Annotated in this window: 15 protein-coding genes; 9 read left to right on the forward strand and 6 right to left on the reverse strand. The window is 73.2% G+C overall.

The window, feature by feature from the left end:
* Window positions 1-13 precede the first annotated feature (13 nt).
* Window positions 14-640 carry a NeuD/PglB/VioB family sugar acetyltransferase gene (locus tag ACFE7W_RS04630; protein WP_375423619.1) on the forward strand — a complete coding sequence of 209 codons (627 nt, stop codon included), beginning with the start codon at window positions 14-16 and terminating at the stop codon, window positions 638-640.
* Window positions 637-1,827: a glycosyltransferase gene (locus ACFE7W_RS04635; RefSeq protein WP_375423620.1), complete on the forward strand. Its 1,191-nt coding sequence runs from the start codon at window positions 637-639 to the stop codon at window positions 1,825-1,827. The genes ACFE7W_RS04630 and ACFE7W_RS04635 overlap by 4 nt, the downstream gene beginning before the upstream one ends.
* Window positions 1,828-1,849: 22 nt before the next feature.
* On the opposite strand, the gene ACFE7W_RS04640 is transcribed toward ACFE7W_RS04635, so the two are convergent.
* From ACFE7W_RS04640 to ACFE7W_RS04655, 4 genes are read right to left on the reverse strand one after another with little or no spacing between them, the layout of a single operon-like run.
* A complete protein-coding gene (locus ACFE7W_RS04640) occupies window positions 1,850-2,779 on the reverse strand; it encodes an NAD-dependent epimerase/dehydratase family protein (RefSeq protein WP_375423621.1) in 930 nt (309 codons plus the stop codon).
* On the reverse strand, window positions 2,776-4,125 hold the full coding sequence (locus tag ACFE7W_RS04645; protein WP_375423622.1) for a lipopolysaccharide biosynthesis protein: 1,350 nt from the start codon (window positions 4,123-4,125) through the stop codon (window positions 2,776-2,778). The genes ACFE7W_RS04640 and ACFE7W_RS04645 overlap by 4 nt, the downstream gene beginning before the upstream one ends.
* A complete protein-coding gene (gene wzy / locus ACFE7W_RS04650) occupies window positions 4,122-5,582 on the reverse strand; it encodes an O-antigen polysaccharide polymerase Wzy (RefSeq protein WP_375423623.1) in 1,461 nt (486 codons plus the stop codon). The genes ACFE7W_RS04645 and wzy overlap by 4 nt, the downstream gene beginning before the upstream one ends.
* Window positions 5,579-6,826, reverse strand: a complete 1,248-nt coding sequence (locus tag ACFE7W_RS04655) for a glycosyltransferase (RefSeq protein ID WP_375423624.1) — start codon at window positions 6,824-6,826, stop codon at window positions 5,579-5,581. Before ACFE7W_RS04655 ends, wzy begins: the two co-directional genes overlap by 4 nt.
* A 125-nt stretch (window positions 6,827-6,951) precedes the next feature.
* On the opposite strand from ACFE7W_RS04655, the gene ACFE7W_RS04660 reads away from it, so the two are divergent.
* From ACFE7W_RS04660 to ACFE7W_RS04670, 3 genes are all read left to right on the forward strand, one after another.
* Window positions 6,952-8,271, forward strand: coding sequence for a glycosyl hydrolase family 28-related protein (locus ACFE7W_RS04660; protein WP_375423625.1), 1,320 nt, complete (start codon window positions 6,952-6,954; stop codon window positions 8,269-8,271).
* Window positions 8,272-8,392: 121 nt separating this feature from the next.
* A complete protein-coding gene (locus ACFE7W_RS04665; protein WP_375423626.1) occupies window positions 8,393-9,808 on the forward strand; it encodes a polysaccharide biosynthesis tyrosine autokinase in 1,416 nt (471 codons plus the stop codon).
* A 58-nt stretch (window positions 9,809-9,866) separates the two neighbouring features.
* Window positions 9,867-10,418 carry a hypothetical protein gene (locus ACFE7W_RS04670; RefSeq protein WP_375423627.1) on the forward strand — a complete coding sequence of 184 codons (552 nt, stop codon included), beginning with the start codon at window positions 9,867-9,869 and terminating at the stop codon, window positions 10,416-10,418.
* Between the two features lie 28 nt (window positions 10,419-10,446).
* Here ACFE7W_RS04670 and ACFE7W_RS04675 read toward each other — a convergent pair whose 3' ends face one another.
* Window positions 10,447-11,451, reverse strand: a complete 1,005-nt coding sequence (locus ACFE7W_RS04675) for a hypothetical protein (RefSeq protein WP_375423628.1) — start codon at window positions 11,449-11,451, stop codon at window positions 10,447-10,449.
* Window positions 11,452-11,521: 70 nt separating this feature from the next.
* A complete protein-coding gene (locus tag ACFE7W_RS04680; RefSeq protein WP_375423629.1) occupies window positions 11,522-12,604 on the reverse strand; it encodes an LCP family protein in 1,083 nt (360 codons plus the stop codon).
* A 211-nt stretch (window positions 12,605-12,815) separates the two neighbouring features.
* On the opposite strand from ACFE7W_RS04680, the gene ACFE7W_RS04685 reads away from it, so the two are divergent.
* From ACFE7W_RS04685 to map, 4 genes are all read left to right on the forward strand, one after another.
* Window positions 12,816-13,805: a superoxide dismutase gene (locus tag ACFE7W_RS04685; protein ID WP_375423630.1), complete on the forward strand. Its 990-nt coding sequence runs from the start codon at window positions 12,816-12,818 to the stop codon at window positions 13,803-13,805.
* A 189-nt stretch (window positions 13,806-13,994) separates the two neighbouring features.
* Window positions 13,995-15,302, forward strand: a complete 1,308-nt coding sequence (gene secY, locus ACFE7W_RS04690; protein ID WP_375423631.1) for a preprotein translocase subunit SecY — start codon at window positions 13,995-13,997, stop codon at window positions 15,300-15,302.
* A complete protein-coding gene (locus ACFE7W_RS04695; protein WP_375423632.1) occupies window positions 15,302-15,892 on the forward strand; it encodes an adenylate kinase in 591 nt (196 codons plus the stop codon). Before secY ends, ACFE7W_RS04695 begins: the two co-directional genes overlap by 1 nt.
* A 4-nt stretch (window positions 15,893-15,896) precedes the next feature.
* Window positions 15,897-16,763, forward strand: a complete 867-nt coding sequence (gene map, locus ACFE7W_RS04700; protein ID WP_375423633.1) for a type I methionyl aminopeptidase — start codon at window positions 15,897-15,899, stop codon at window positions 16,761-16,763.
* The last annotated feature ends 16 nt before the right edge of the window (window positions 16,764-16,779 follow it).

Consider the following 16,779-nt stretch of genomic DNA (forward strand, 5'->3'; position numbering starts at 1 on the left):
GGACGAGCTGGTGGTGATCGGGGCCTCGGGGTTCGGACGTGAGGTGCTCGACGTCGTCGACGCGCTGGTCGCGGCCGGGACCCGGCCGGGGCTGCGGCTCGTCGGCGTGGTCGACGACGCCCCGTCGGCGGAGAACCTGGCTCGGCTGGCGCGGCGGGGGGCCGCGTACCTGGGCACCCTCGAGGACTGGCTGGGTCGCGACGACGGGTCGGCGTACGTGGTCGGGATCGGCGACCCGGGCGTCCGGGGTCGGGTGGTCACCCGCTGCGACGAAGCCGGGCGACCCGCCCTGACCCTGGTGCACCCGACGGCGACGGCCGGCTTCGGGGTGCGCCACGGCGCGGGCACGGTGGTCTGCGCGGGCGTCCAGGTCTCCACCGAGGTGGTGCTCGGCCGCCACGTCCATCTCAACCCCAACGCGACGGTGGGCCACGACAGTGTCCTGGGTGACCTCGTGTCGGTGAACCCGGGGGCGATCGTCTCCGGCGCGTGCGTGATCGGGGACGGCAGCCTGATCGGGGCCGGGTCGGTGGTGCTGCAGCAGCGGCGGGTCGGAGCCGGCGCCGTGGTGGGCGCGGCCGCGTGCGTGACGCGCGACGTCGCGCCGGGGGCGACCGTGAGGGGGGTGCCGGCGCGGTGACGGCTACCCCCGCCCCCCGGCTGCGGATCTTCACCGAGACCCGGCTGCACCGCCGACCCGACGGCAGCGTCGTGGTGGTGGACCGGAGCAGCGGCGCCGAGGCCTGGGAGCCGTACCGCAGGCGCCTCGGTCAAGTCGACCTGGCGGCCCGTCTCAGCCGCTCCGAGGCCGTCGACGGCGTCCCCGTCGGGCCGGTCGCGATCCACGCTCTTCCCTCCTACCGCGGCGTGCCGCAGCTGGTCCGCCGTCTGCCGCGGGTGCTGCGGGCGGTGCTCGGCGCGACCGCGGCGCCCGACCTGTGCCTCTTCCGGCTGCCGGGGACGATCAGCCTGGTCGGCGCGTCCTGGTGCCGGCTGCGGCGGCGTCGCTACGCCGTCGAGGTGGTCGGGGACCCGGCCGACGTGCTCCGCTCCGGCGTGCTCGGGCCGGCGGGCACCTGGCTGGCTCCGGCCGTCGCTGCGGCGACGCGGTGGGCGGTGGCCGGGGCGGCAGCCGGCCGGTACGTGACCGCGCGCACCCTGCAGGGCCGCTACCCGCTGGCGCCGGGCGCCGCGGAGTACCACTACTCCAACGTCCGGCTCGCGGCCGAGGACCTCACGACTGGTCCGCGCCCGGCTCGGGCCGTGCGCCGGTTGGTTGCGGTCGGAACCCACGACCAGCTCTACAAGGGCCACGACGACCTGATCCGGGCCGCGGCGCTGCTGGCCGTTCGCGGCGTGCCGGTCGCGCTCAGCCTGGTCGGCGACGGGCGGCACCACGATGAGCTCCGACAGCTCGCCCGGGACTGTGGCGTCGAGCGGCTCGTCACCTTCCACGGCCGGGTCAACGACCGGGCGGCGCTGCGGGAGCTGCTGGACGCCGCCGACCTGTTCTGCATGCCGTCGCGGACCGAGGGGCTGCCGCGCGCCCTGATCGAGGCCATGGCGCGCGGCCTGCCCGCCGTCGGAACCACGGTGGGCGGCATCCCCGAGCTGTTGCCGCCCCCGTGGCTGGTGCCCCCCAGCGACCCGGGCGCGCTCGCGGGGCTGGTGGGGCGGTTCGTCGACGGCTCGGTCGACTACGCGGCCGCCTCAGCGCAGGCGTGGCAGCGGGGCCAGGAGTTCGCGCCGGGGCCGCAGGCCGAACGGGTGGAGCGCTGGCTGGCCGAGCTGGACGCCCTCGCCGGTCTCGCTATCGGGTCGACCTGAGCCGGGTAGTCGCGGCTCAGGTCTACCCGGTGAGCTCGCGGAACCAGTCCAGGGTGTGCCGCAGGCCCTCGGTCAGGGTGACCGGCGAGACGTCGGGGAAGAGCGTCCGCAGCCGGGTGGAGTCGGCCTGGGAGTGAGGGACGTCGCCGCTGCGCGGCGCCTGGAAGGAGACTTCCGGAGTGAGGCCGGTGGCCTCGGTCAGCGCGGCGATGAGATTCAGCAGCGTGGTGTTGGTGCCGAACGCGAGGTTCACCGGTTCCGGGCTGGTGACCCGGCCGCGTACCGCCGCGAGCAGCACCTCACAGACCGTGCCGACGTAGGTGAAGTCGCGAGAGCTGGTGCCGTCGCCGAACACGACCAGCGGCTCGTCGGCGAGCAGGGCGTCGACGAACTTGGGGATCACGGCGGCGTACACGTGCCCCGCGCGCTGGTAGGGGCCGAAGACGTTGAAGAACCGGAAGGCCAGCGTGGTCAGGCCGAACGACTGCTGGTAGGCCAGCGTGTACTGCTCAGCGGCCAGCTTGCTGACCGCGTAGGGACTCATCGGACGGACCCACTCCCGCTCGCTCTTGGGCAGTGCCGGGTTCATCCCGTAGACCGAGCTCGAGGACGAGACGATCACCTGACCCACGCCGGAGCGCCGTGCCTGCTCGAGCACCAGCAGGGTGCCGGTGGCGTTGGTCAGGTGGCTGCTCACGGGGTCGACGATGCTGCGGGGCACGCTGCCGAGGGCGGCGAGGTGGACGACCGCCTCGACCCCGGAGCAGGCGCGGGCGAGGAGGTCGGGGTCGAGCAGGGACCCCTCGAACAGCTCGACGTCGAGCCCGTCCAGGTTGGCCCGGTAGCCCGTCGAGAGGTTGTCCAGGACGCCGACCTCCCAGCCCTGCGCCAGGGCGCGGCGGACCAGGTTGCTGCCGATGAACCCGGCGCCTCCGGTGACGAGGATCTTCATGGGTCCTTCCGGGGGGACTGGTCCGGGCCGGTCGTCGACCAGGACCGGGGAGGGGTGAGCTCGCGGGAGGGGTGGGCGGACATGGCCGGCGGTCGCGGCCGGGCGACGGGGAAGCGGGTGAGCAGCGCGAGCGCCAGGCTGGAGAGTCCGAAGGCCAGCACGGTGGCCCAGGCCGCACCGAGGGCGCCGTACCCGGGGGTCAGCACGGCGAGGGCGACCGTCAGCAGCACCAGCAGCAGCACGCCGCTGGCGCTGGAGACCAGGCCGAGGCCGCGACCGGTGAAGGCGCGGCAGAGGACGAGGTACGGCGCGAGGACCACCTGGCCCAGCATCAGCACCCGGACCAGCGGGACCGAGGCGGCGAACTCCCGACCGAACACCGTCGGCACGAACCACGGGCTGAGGAGCCACAGGACGACGGCGGCGGCGGCCGCCAGGAGGGTCGCGGCGAGCGCCATCGCCGCCAGCCGACGGTCGGGGAGGTCGTCACGGGCGGCGTCGCGGGAGGCGACCTGACCGATGGAGTTGCTGGCCACCTGGCTCGGCGCGACGTGCGCCGCCGCGACCGCGTACATGCCGGTCGCGGCCGCTCCGGCCGACGCCCCCACGAAGTAGCGGTCGAGCCGGAAGGCCAGCGCCTGGCTGAGGTTGAGACCGAGCATCGGCAGGCCGCGCCGCACGAAGACGCTCCGTGAGGCCAGCTGCGGGTCCGGCACGGGCACGGCCGCCGCGTGCGTCCGGTGCAGCAGCACCCCCAGCACCACGACCACCACGAACCCGCCCGCGTAGGCGCCGACCGCGGCGTAGAGTCCCTGCCGCAGCCACCAGGCCACGAGCAGCAGCAGGCAGGTGACGAGGGTGCCGACGCTGTTCAGCATCGCCGACCCGCTGGGCCAGCCGATCGCGTTGAGGGAGTCGAGCACCTGCTGCGAGGCGAAGTAGGTCAGACCCAGCCCGACCGCCGCCGCCACCAGGCCCAGCCGGCGGTGCTGGTCCAGGTCGATCAGCGACCCGAGCAGCACGACCGCGGCGACGACGAGCACCGCCTGGACGCCGGAGAGCAGCAGGGACAGCTCGACGTAGGGGCGGAGCTGGATCCGGGGGTCGCGCAGCAGCCCCACCCGGAGCGCCACGTTGGAGCCGAGGCTGGCGAGGAAGCCGGTGATGCCGACGGTGGTCACCAGCAGCGCCAGGGTGCCCCGGTCGTGGGGCCCGAGCAGGTGGGCGCTGAGGACGCCGCCGCCGAAGCCGAAGACGACCCCGAGGAGGGAGTTGCGGACGGTGTGGCTCGCGTCCCGGGCCGAGGTGGAGAGCCGGACGTCCCGGATCAGGGTCCGCGCGCTCACGACGGGCGCCGGGGGTACAGCAGGCCGGCGGCCATCCCGGCGAGAGCGACCAGCAGGCCGGCCGCGGTCCAGGTGAACAGGGGGGCGAAAGAGTTGCGGACGTGCATCACCGCCATCAGGCCCAGCAGGCCCATCACCGCCGAGTTCCACGCCGAGCGCCGCAGACCGCTGCCCGAGACGACGGCGCCGAGCAGGCCGAGCACCACCACGACCCCGGCGCGACCGAAGTTGTGGTCGGCCTCGGCGATCATCGAGCCACCGATCGGGCCGATGCGGTCGGAGATCTCCACGTTCATCAGGCTGTAGTCCGTGGCCGCGTCCGGGCGCGGCAGGCCGAGCACACGGTCGGCGACGCGTACCAGCGGGGAGTAGTAGGTGTCGCCGTCGCGGTAGGGCTCCCGAAGGTCCTCGTGCCACTCCAGGGAGGTGATGACGACGCGGATCGAGTAGCCCATCTCGTCGACGGCGCCCAGCGGGGACGCGTCGATCGCCGCCGTCCGCGAGCCGAGGCCGCCGAGGCCGCCGGAGCGCACCTGCTGGACGAGGGAGATGCCGAACAGCACGGCGACCAGACCGAGGACCACGACCAGCCGTGCGGCGGGACGGCGGAGCCAGACCAGCAGGGACCGGTTGTCCTCGTCGCGGGCCAGCACGGCGATCGCGGCGGTGAGCGGGATGAGCACCTCGCCCCGCAGACCGATCGGCAGCCCGAGCAGGCCGAACACGGCGAAGGCGACCAGCCCGGTCCGGGAGGCCCGCCGTCGGATGCGCAGGGCGCTCAGGGTCAGGCCGACGCTGATCATGAGGTAGCAGATCGACGGGGCGGACGTGTTGGCGGTGGCCGTGAGGTAGCCCCGGTAGCTGCTCAGGAAGAAGAGCGGGCCGAGGGCCGCGACGGAGACCACGAGCCAGCCCACGACCCCGACCGTCAACGTCACGGCTCCGGCGTCGGCGATCCCCGCCAGGTAGCGCGGATCGGCCCGGGCGCCGTCCTGCACGCGTTCGACCGGCCTCAGCAGGGCCCGCAGCCCGACGCCGGCGCCGTAGGCGAGGAGTCCCAGCAGGACCACGGCCGCGGCGCGCACCATGGCGGGGTCGGTCCACCAGATCTCCGCGTAGACGAGCCGGGTCAGGCTGGGGGACTCCTCACCGAGAAGGGCCGGCCGGACGAACAGGCCCAGGTGGAAGAGCGAGAGGACCAGGTAGAGCAGGAACGACAGGGACCAGAACCCCTGCCGGGCCACCGCGAGCACCCCCGTCCCCACCGCGACGGCGACCGCGAGCACGAGGATCGCCATCGCCCGCAGCGGGAGCCGCTCCAGGTCGGTCTGGTAGGCCGCCGCGAGGACCAGGCCCAGCAGCGACAGCCCGGTCAGGGCCGTCGGGGCCACCTCGAGCCGTAGCCGACGCGTCGCCGCCGGTGAGTGGCGGGACAGCTCGGAGGTCGCGGCGCTCATCGGACCCGCCAGAGCCGGCGGTAGCGCTCGAGGCAGGTGTCCAGGTCGAAGATCGAGCCGCGCAGGGCGTCGGCGGCCAGCAGCTCGTCGCGGCCGGGGCCGGCCAGGGTGGCGAGCGTCGTGTCCGCCCAGGTCGAGACGTCGTCGGCGAGCCGGACGATGGAGATGCCGGGCACCTCGTCGGCGATGAACCGGGCGCCGGGAACGTCGGAGGAGACGACCGGGACGCCCGAGGCTGCGGCTTCGAGCAGCACGCCGGGAAGCCCCTCGCGCGAAGAGGTCGAGAGCAGGAGGTCGGCGGCGGCCAGCAGCCCCGGCACGTCGCTGCGCTCGCCCAGGAAATGGACAGCCGCGGCGGCACCCTCGGTCTCGGCCAGTCGGGCGAGGACGTCCCGGTTGGTGCGGGCGTCGGCCGTGTCCCGGCCGTCGCGGCCGACGAAGACGAGGTGCACGTCGGCCCCGCGGCGGCGCGCCTCGGCGACCACCCGGACCGCCAGCCCCCGGTTCTTGGTCGCGATGTCGGCGCGGCCGAGGTGCAGGACGAGCGCGGCGCCCGGCGGCAGGGCGAGCTCGCGGCGCAGCGGGCCGGCTGGGCCGCGGTACACGTCGAGCTCGACGCCGGACGGCAGCACCGAGAACCGGCGGTCCTCGTGCCACCCCGTTCCCCAGTTGGCGTCCAGGGTCCCCGGAGCCACCCCGAGCACCTGGGTCGCCGTGAGCAGGATGAGCCGACGCAGCAGGGCGTAGCGCAGCCGACGCAGCGGGGACGGCTGGGTGTGCGCCGAGCCGTCGCTACGGAAGTGGGCGATGCGCTCGCCCACCCCGGCCAGGGCGGCGACCGCCAGCACGACCCCGGAGCCGAACAGGACGTGGGAGTGGACGACGTCGACGCGCTCCCGCCGCAGGAGCCGGACGAACCGCAGCGCGAAGGCGGGGGAGCGGAGTGCCAGCGGCACCACCTGCACCTCGGCCTTGCGGTAGCGCTCGGCCAGCCCGCCCGCCCGACCGGTGAGGGTGCAGACCAGGAACCGGACCGGCTCGCCGGCCAGGCCCTGGACGACCTCGAGCGTGCGGAGCTCGGCGCCGCCCCGGTCGAGGACGCCGAAGACGTGCAGCACCGTCCGCGGCCCGCCCGCCGAAGCGCCGGCGGTGGGTCCCGGCCGGTTGCCGGGCTGGCTGGCTGGAGCCGGGTCGGGAGCGGCGGGTGGTCGCGACGTCGCGAAGCCGGCGGCCGGTCCGTCCACGGGCATGCTCCTCGGGTGGATGTTCATCCCCCCCGGGCAGGGCAATCCTAGGCGAACCCGAGCAGGGAGTGGTGCACCATGTCCTGCACAGGACAGCCCGGGGACGGCACAGGAGGAGACCGCTGGTGCCTCGACGTGCGTCGCTGTCCGCAGCCCGGCGGGGCGCGCTCGTTCTCGCGGTGTGTTGGCTGCTGACCTGCTGCTCCGCGCCGGTGACGCCTCCGACGCCGACGACGACGCCGTCACGGGTCCCGGCGTCCGCGTCGACGCCCGCCGCGGTGGACGTCACCGCTCTGGGAGCCGTGGGGGACGGCGTCGCCGACGACCGACCCGCCGTGCAGGCCGCGCTGGACCGCGCAGGTCCCGGTGGCAGGGTCTACTTCCCGGCCGGGTCGTACCGCCTCGCCAGCGCGACCCAGCCCGGCGACCGGATCCTGGTGACCCAGCCCGGGCAGCAGCTGCGGGGGGCGGGCGCCGCCGAGTCCACGTTGCTGGTCGGGAGGTCGTTCCCGGCCTACGTCACGGTCATCGGGGCGGCTCGCGATGCGGTCGGGATCGGCAGCTGGCTCCTCGGCGACCTGACCATCGACCAGAACGCGGCCGCGGGCAACGCTCTCGACACGCGGCGGGAGGACCGGTACCCGCGGATGGCCCTCCGGCTCGGCGACCACGAGGACGGGGATGTCACCGTCGAGCGGAGCGGCTTCCGGGGCTCGGACAGCCTGAATACCGTCTACCTCTACGGCTCGGACCTGCGGGTCACGGGCAACCGCTTCGACGGGATCGGGGGCCGGGTCGGCGGCCCGGCCCACGACCACTCGACCGTCTACCTGACCACCACGGTGCCGCACGGGGTGCAACGGGTCACCGACAACGTCTTCCGGGGCAACTCCTCCTCGGTGGGGGCGCGGACGGCGATCGAGACCCACGGCGGCAGCCAGGTGCTCAGCGGAAACGACATCGCCGACTACGTCCGCGGCTTCAACGTCACCGGAATCGCCGACGTCGCCTCGGGTCCGGTCTCGGTCACCGGCAACCGGGTGGCCGGGACCGCGATCGGGGTCCAGCTGTGGTCCTGGGCGGCGTCTCGAGCCTCGGGCACCCGGCTGGCCGGGTTGCGGGTGCGGGGCAACACCTTCGACCTCGACGGGACCGCCTGGCGCTTCCCCGACCTCGCGGTCCCGACGGCCGGCGTCCTGGTGACCGGCGACAACACCGTGCCCGTCGCCGGCCTGGCCGTGACGGGCAACACCATCCGGATCACGCCGGACCGGTCCGCGTCCGCGAAGCCGTCCACCGGGGTGTCCTGCCGGGTGTCCCGGGCCGCGGCACGGCCGACGGGGGTCAGCGTCGCCGGCAACACGATCACGGGGGCGGACACCGCGGTGGGGGAGGACTGCGCGAGCGGTGGTGGGGTGGTCCGGAGCAACGTCGTCCGCCCCTGAGCCTGCCGCTGGCCAGGCCCCGCAGCCGATCGTGGGGCCCGCTGGTCAAGGTGTGTCAGGATGGGCGTCGGTCGTCGACTCGGGGCACAGCTTTCGACGGCCGGGACAAAGGATGACGTACGTGGAGCTCACGGAACTCGTCAGGATCGTCCGTCGCCGTTGGCTGAGCCTTGCTCTGTGCATGCTGGCCTGCCTCGCGGCGAGCAGCGCCCTGACCCTGGTGGTCACCCCCCGCTACACCGCGACGACCCAGGTGGTCTTCGCGGTCGAGGGCGGCCAGTCGGTGACCGACCTGGCCCAGGGCTCGAACTTCGCCGAGAAGCAGATGACGACCTACGCCCAGGTCGCCACCTCACCGCTCGTGCTCGACGCGGTGATCCGCAAGCTCGACCTGCACACCACGGCGGCCGGGCTGGCCGGGACCATCGACGCCAGCGTCCTCACCAACACCGTCATCCTGCAGATCGCGGCCACGGACACGAACCCGCAGCAGGCCGCCGCCATCGCCAACGCGGTGGGCGCCGAGCTGTCGAGCGTCGCGGTCCAGCTGAGCCCCGAGCAGCAGAGCGGCCAGCAGTCCGTCCGTGCCACGACCCTCGCCAACGCCGTCCCGCCGACATCACCCTCCTCGCCGCACGTCTTCCGCAACGTGCTGCTCGGGCTCGCGCTGGGGCTGGTCCTCGGGCTGGCCATCGCGATCCTGCGGCACGTGCTGGACACCAAGGTCCGCAGCGAGGCCGACATCCGAGCCGTCACCGACACCTCGATCCTCGGCGTGATCGCCTTCGACGACGGCGTCCCGACGCACCCGGTGATCCTGCGCGAGGACCCGCGCAGCGCGGCCGCGGAGGCGGTCCGCCGGCTGCGGACCAACCTGCAGTTCATCGGCGTGGCGCAGCAGTCCCGCTCGATCGTGGTCACCTCCTCGGTGCCGGGTGAGGGCAAGTCGACCACCGCGATCAACCTCGCCGTGTCGCTGGCCGACGCCGGCGCCCGGGTGCTGCTCGTGGACGCGGACCTGCGCCGGCCCTCCGTGGCGGAGTACCTGGGCCTGGAGGGGCGCGTCGGTCTGACCACCGTGCTGATCGGCAAGGCGTCGGTGGAGGACGTGGTGCAGCCGTGGTCGGACTCCAGCCTGGACATCCTGCCCGCCGGCCAGATCCCGCCGAACCCGAGTGAGCTGCTCGGCTCGCCGGCCATGCGTGCGCTGCTGGACCAGCTGACCTCCAGCTACGACATGGTGCTGATCGACAGCCCGCCGGTGCTGCCCGTGACCGACGCCGCCGTGCTCGGGCGTCAGGTCGGGGGCGCGCTCCTGGTGGCCGGCATGGACCGCATCCACCGCCCGCAGCTGCGGGAGACGCTCGAGTCGCTGGACACCGCCGGCTGCCAGGTCCTCGGCCTGGTGATGAACAAGATCGCGAAGCGGGAGGTCGGCGCCTATGTGTACGAGCGGGGCTACTACTCCTCCGACGCCGGCACCGACGGCCCGCAGCCGGCGGTGACCGACGGCTCCCGTCCGGCCGCCCGAGTCTGACCGGCCCCGGGTTCGATGTGGCCGCGGGCAGGTCTGAGCCGGTCCGCGGAGGAGGGTCATGACCGGTCGTTTCACCGTCGTCTGCGTCTGCACCGGCAACATCGCGCGCTCCCCGGCCGCCGAACGGCTGCTGGCCCCGGCTCTCGGTGACCACTTCCGGGTGGGGTCCGCGGGCACCGCGGCGCTCGTGGGCCGGGGGATCGACCCGCCGATGGCGGCCCTGGTCGTCGGCGCCGGAGGGGACACCGGGGACTTCGCGGCCCGGCAGGTGACGCCGGCCCTGCTCCGCGCCGCCGACCTCGTGCTCACCCTGACCCGAGAGCACCGGGCGAGCACGGTCGACCTCGCGCCGGCGACGGTCCGGCGGACGTTCACCCTGCGCGAGTACGCCCGGCTGGTGGGTGAGCTCGGCCCGGAGCTGTTGCCCGCCGGCTCTCCGGTCGAGCGGGCGGAGGCCACGGTGTCGCTGGCCGCGGCCCGCCGGCGCCGCTCGCAGGCCGACGACGACGACGTAGCCGATCCGTACCGGCGCAGTCCCGAGGCCTATGCGGCGGCCTTCGGGGCGATCGAGCAAGCCGTCGCCGGGATCACCGCCGTGCTTCGGCGCTGACCCGGTCCTCCCGAGACCCGGCGCCGGCTCAGTAGTGGTGCACCCGGTCGGCCGCCCAGAGCCAGGTCGCCCCGTCCCGGATCGCGACGGCGGTGCTGCCGGAGGAGGCCGAGGCCTTCCGACAGCGTCCCGCGGACCGGCCGAGCCCGGTCCCGGCCTGGTCGAAGCGGGCGATGACGGTGCCCGAGCAGCCCGGCCGGACGACGGCCGCGACGAAGCCGAGGTCGTCGGCGTTGAGGCTGAGCGCCCCCGTCCGGGTGGCGACGGTGCGCCAGGACCGTCCCACGTCGTCGGTGCGGATCCGGCCGTCGCCGCAGAGGACGGCCGCCTGGTAGGTGCCGAGCCCGGCCAGGGAGACGAGGTCGCCCCCGCACGGCCGGCTCTGCTTGCCGCTGGGCGCGTGCACCGTGTCCAGGGCCCCGGGCCTGCGGAACCAGATGTCTCTCACCAGGGACCGGTCGTGCTGCCACGGCTCGCGGGGGCCTGTCGTCCAGGCGTACGTCGGCCGGCAGCGGGAGTCGGCGCCGATGGCGAAGACGGCGTCGTCGCCGTAGGTCTTGAGCCGCACCACCGAGCCGATGCCGGGGTCCCGTGCGGTCCAGTGCCGGCCGCCGTCGGTCGTCACCTCGACCGTCGCGGAGCTGCCGCACCGGCTCGGCTCGGCCCGCCAGGCGATCCGGCCCGAGCTGGCGGCCAGCACGCGGGGTCGGCCCGAGCCGGGCTGCGGCGAGCTGTCGGTTGGCGGGTCGGCGCTGGCCGACGATGACGCCGACGGCTTGGGAGATGCCGACGGGGAAGGGGACGCCGACGTCGACGGGGGCGCGGACGGTGATGCGGAACGGGTCGGCGAGCCCGAGGGGGAGGGCGATGAGGTGGCGCGAGGGGTGTCGCTGATGGTCGGTCCGGCTGCCGGCACCGCGGACGTCACCGGCTCGGGAGCCCGCAGCGCGAGGGCGCCGATGAGGACCACGTTGAGCACGACGAGTCCCCCGACCGCCAGCTTCGGCCCGGACCTCCTGAGGAGGTCGGGCATGGGGGTGAGCATAGCCGCCGGAGACCTCCCGAACCGGACGGACGCGGGCCGCGTCGGAGTGGCCAGGACCTCAGCCCTCCGGGTGCTCGGCCCGGTAGTCGGCGAGCCGGTCGTCGCGCAGCGCCTCGGCCAGGTCGGCCATCGCCGACGTGTCGACGACATCGATGCTCTGGTGGGTCGCAGAGGTGCCGAAGCCCTTGATGGGCGCCTGCATCGAGTCGATGTCGCTGGGGGTGAACCGGATCGACAGGGCGGTCCTGCGCAGTTCGCCCATGCTCAGCCCGGGGTCGACGGTGACCTGCTTGGCCAGCCCGCCGGCGAACTTGTTGAAGGCGACCGGGTTGGTCAGGGTCTTCTGGCTGAGGCCCTTGGTCAGGATCGCCCGGGCCACCAACCGCTGCCGCTCGGCCCGGTCGAGGTCGCCGTTCGGCAGCTGCTTGCGCTCCCGCACGTAGGCCAGCGCCTCGGCCCCGGAGACGGTGATCCGCCCGGTGGGGAAGGAGTAGCCGTGGGACGCCGAGGCGTGCGGGTTGTTCACGGTCACGCCACCGAGGGTGTCGGTCAGGGAGATGAAGCCGTCGAAGTCGATCAGGGCGGTGTGGTCCATCCGGGTGCCCAGCAGGCCCTCCAACGTCCGGACGGTGAGCTGCGGGCCGCCGAACGCGTAGGCGGCGTTGATCTTGTTCTTGCCGTGGCCCGGGATCGAGACGTAGAGGTCGCGGGGGAAGGAGATCAGCGCGGCACTGCGGCGGTCGCCGGACAGGTGCAGCACCATCAGCACGTCGCTACGGCCCTGGCCGGCGTCACCGGTCAGGCTGTCGGAGCCCATCAGCACGTAGTTGACCGCCTTGGCCGCCTCGGCGGGCTTGATGGGTCGAGGTGCCTCACCGGCGGCCGTGGGGACGTCCGGCGGCAGGTCCTCACCGCGCTGCAGGTTCTCCGAGACCGAGTGGCTGACGGTGGCGACGTAGCTGGTCGCCGCGACCACCGAGACCACCACCACCCCGACCAGGACCGCCAGCAGGGCCACGACCCAGCGCGCCCGGCGGCGACGGCGGGGGCCCGGCGCGGTCGCCTGGTCGTTCGTCCCCGGCTCGTCGGCGTTCCCGTCCTCGGGGTCGGCAGAGCCGTTCTCGGGGAAGAACACCGACATCGAGACCTCCAGGGACGCGCTCGTTGGGCCTCCCCCGAGGTGCGCGTGTGGACGCGAAGCCAGTGCCGCTCATGCTACGCGGCTCGACCCCGGCCGACCTGCTACCAGCCCGACCGGTGCTTGGTCACCGTTCGTACCCTTCGCTGCAGGCCCCGCACCGCGGACGCCGACGGCCGCCGGGCCCCGCCCCGGCGCACGAGGAGGAGCACCGATGACGATGCCAGACCACACCCGCGCGAGCCGACGCCGCTGGCGTGCCGCCCTGACCTGCGCCGCAGTAGGCCTGACGAGCGCCGCCCTGACCGCCACGGTGGTCGCACCGGCCGTCGCCACCCCGCACTCCCGCCCAGCTACGGCACGGCCGAACGAGATCGCCCTGCCAGCCGGCTTCCAGCCCGAGGGGATCACGGTCAGCCACGGCACCGCCTACCTGGGCTCCCGCGGCGACGGCGACATCTACGCGGTGAACCTGCGCACCGGCCGGGGACGGGTGATCAGCCAGGGTCCGGGGACGGCCTCGGTCGGGCTGAAGGTCGCCCGAGACCGGCTCTACGTGGCTGGTGGTGCCAGCGGTACCGGGCGAGTGGTCAGCACCAGGACGGGCCGGACCCTGGCCAGCTACCCCTTCACCACCGCCGGCAGCTTCGTCAACGACGTGGTGCTGGCCAGGCACGCGGCCTGGTTCACCGACTCGCTGCAGGCCCAGCTCTACCGGGTCTCCTACGCGAGGAAGGCCTCGAAGGCGAAGGTCACCACCACGGCCCTGACCGGGGACTGGGTGCAGACCGAGGGGGTGAACAACGCCAACGGCATCGCGCTGGCCCCGGACGGCCGGTCGCTGCTGGTGGTGCAGTCCAACACGGGCTTCCTCTTCCGCGTCGACCCCCGGACCGGCGTGGCGCGCCGGGTCGACCTCGGCAGCACGCTGCTGACCAACGGCGACGGGCTGCTGGTGCAGGGCCGCACGCTGTACGCGGTGCAGAACCGCGACAACCAGATCGCGGTCGTGCGGCTGAACGCGCACGGGACCCGCGGCCGGCTGACGGACACCCTCACCACCGCCGACCTGCCGGCCGGGGCCCGCTTCGACGTGCCGACGACGGTGGCCGCGTACCGGGGCAGCCTGTACCTGCCCAACGCGCGTTTCGGCATCCCCGACGCCACGACCGCCGACTACTGGATCACCCGCGTACCCCGCTGACGCCGGCTCAACCCGAGGAGAGGGAGCCGGGCGCCTGCCAGGTGGCTGACGATGAGGGAATCTCCGCATCCCTTGATAAAGTCGTCCGGTCCTGGGCGTCCGGTCTCCCGTCGGGAGGCTCCGGACCCGTGACAGAGTTGTCGGCGTCGCCTCGCGCCAGGGACGCAGAAGAAGAAAGGGAGGGCACGCGTGCTCGCCGCATTCGCCAACGCGTTCCGGACCCCGGACCTGAGGAAGAAGATCTTCTTCACGCTCGCGATCCTGGCCCTGTTCCGCCTGGGTTCGATCATCCCGACGCCCAACGTCAACGTCTCGCAGGTCAACTACTGCCTCAAGCAGGCCACCAGCGGTAGCCAGCAGGGCCTCTACTCCCTGATCAACCTGTTCTCCGGTGGCGCGCTGCTGCAGCTGGCGATCTTCGCGCTCGGGATCATGCCCTACATCACCTCGAGCATCATCCTGCAGCTGCTCACCGTGGTCATCCCACGGCTGGAGGCGCTGAAGAAGGAGGGCCAGGCCGGGCAGACCAAGATCACCCAGTACACCCGCTACCTCACCCTCGTGCTCGCCGTCTTGAACTCCACGGCGTTCGTCACCGTGGCCGTCAACGACCGGCTGTTCTCCGGCTGCACCGGTCTGGTGTACGACAAGGGCATCTTCCCGGTCATCACCATGATCCTGACGATGACCGCCGGCACCAGCGTCATCATGTGGCTGGGTGAGCTGATCACCGAGCGCGGCGTCGGCAACGGCATGTCGGTGATGATCTTCACCCAGGTCGCGGCCACCTTCCCGAGCGCCCTGTGGGGCCTCAAGGTCGCCCGCCCCGGCTCGCAGGGCTGGGTCATCTTCCTGCTGGTGATCGCCCTCGGCCTGGTGGTGATGGCCGGCGTCATCTTCGTCGAGCAGTCCCAGCGCCGGATTCCCGTGCAGTACGCGAAACGGATGGTGGGCAGCCGGATGCTCGGCGGCTCCACCACCTACATCCCGATCAAGGTCAACCAGGCCGGCGTGATCCCGGTGATCTTCGCGTCCTCGCTGCTCTACCTACCGGCCCTGTACGCCCAGTTCCGCCCCGACTCGAAGGTCTCGTCGTGGATCTCGGCGAACTTCGTCCGCGGTGACCACCCGCTCTACATGGTCACCTTCTTCCTGCTGATCGTCTTCTTCGCCTACTTCTACGTGGCCATCACGTTCGACCCGAACGAGGTCGCCGACAACATGAAGAAGTACGGCGGCTTCATCCCCGGCATCCGCGCGGGCAAGCCGACCGAGGACTACCTGGCCTTCGTGCTCTCCCGGCTGACCTTCCCGGGGGCGCTCTACCTGGGCCTGATCGCGCTGCTGCCCTCGGTGGCCTTCATCTTCCTCGACGCCAACCAGAACTTCCCCTTCGGCGGCACGTCGATCCTGATCATCGTCGGCGTCGGTCTCGATACGGTGAAGCAGATCGAGAGCCAGCTGCAGCAACGCAACTACGAAGGGTTTCTCCGCTGATGCGCCTTCTCATCATGGGTCCGCCGGGGGCGGGCAAGGGCACCCAGGCCGCCCTGATCTCGGCCCACTACGCCATCCCGGCCATCTCGACCGGAGACATCTTCCGGGCCATGAAGACCGCCGAGACCGCGTTGGCCCAGCAGGTACGGGAGATCATGGCCTCCGGGGGCTACATCAGCGACGAGATCACCAACGAGATCGTCGCCGACCGGCTCGCCCAGGCCGACTGCGAGGGCGGGTTCCTGCTGGACGGGTACCCGCGGACCGTGGCCCAGGTGGACACGCTGGATGAGTTCCTGGGCGGACGCGGGGAGCACCTGGACGCCGTCGTCGCCCTGGTCGCCGACCAGGACGAGGTGGTGGGCCGCCTGTTGAAGCGGGCCGCCAGCGAGGGTCGCGCCGACGACCGGGAAGAGACGATCCGGGTCCGGCAGCAGGTCTACGCCGACCAGACCGCCCCCCTGCTGAAGCAGTACGCCGACCGGGGCCTGCTGGTGGAGGTCGATGGTCTCGGTGCGGTCTCCGACGTGTCCGCCCGCTTGTTCCAGGCTCTCGACGGACGCGGCCACCGAGGCCCGACGACGGGCTGAGCCCGTGGTCTTCGGCGCGTTGCGGGGCATCGAGCTCAAGACCCCGGACCAGCTGCGGCAGATGCGCCGCGCCGGACTGGTCGTGGCGGCGGCCATCGCGGCCACCGTGGCGCAGGTACGACCTGGCGTCAGCACCCGTGAGCTCGACGCCGTCGCCGCCGAGACCATCCGGGCGGCCGGCGCCGCCCCGTCCTTCCTGGGCTACGGGTCGGTGAACGGCGTCGGCGGCTTCGACGGCGTCGCCTGCCTGTCGGTCAACGAGGAGGTGGTGCACGGGGTCCCCGGAGCCCGCGTGCTGGCCGAGGGCGACCTGCTCTCGATCGACTGCGGCGCCGTCGTCGAGGGCTGGCACGGCGACTCCGCCGTCACCGTCGCGGTCGGGCGGCCGACGGAGGACCTGCTCGCGCTGAGCGATGCGACCCGGGCGGCGATGTGGCGAGGGATCGGCGCTGCCCGGCTCGGCGGCCACGTCGCCGACATCTCCACCGCGGTCGAACGCTCCGTCCGTGAGCACCCGGGCGGCTACGGGATCGTCGAGGAGTACGTAGGTCACGGGATCGGCTCGGCCATGCACCAGCCGCCCGACGTGCCCAACCTGGTTTCGCGCGGGTTCCTGCGGACGCCGCTGCGCGGGGCGGCGATCGTCGAGGGACTGGCCCTGGCGGTCGAGCCGATGCTGACCCTCGGCTCGCCGGACAACCACGTGCTCGATGACGACTGGACCGTCGTGACCGACGACGGCCGGCCCGCGGCGCACTGGGAGCACACGATCACCGTCACCGCCCGCGGCCTGTGGGTGCTGACCGCCGAGGACGGCGGTGAGGCGGCGCTGGCCGAGCTCGGCGTCCCCTTCGGCCCGCTGGCTGACTGAGGACGAGGGCTGAGCC

The organism is uncultured Friedmanniella sp., from assembly GCF_964244285.1.
In the GTDB taxonomy this organism is placed as follows: Bacteria; Actinomycetota; Actinomycetes; order Propionibacteriales; family Propionibacteriaceae; genus Microlunatus.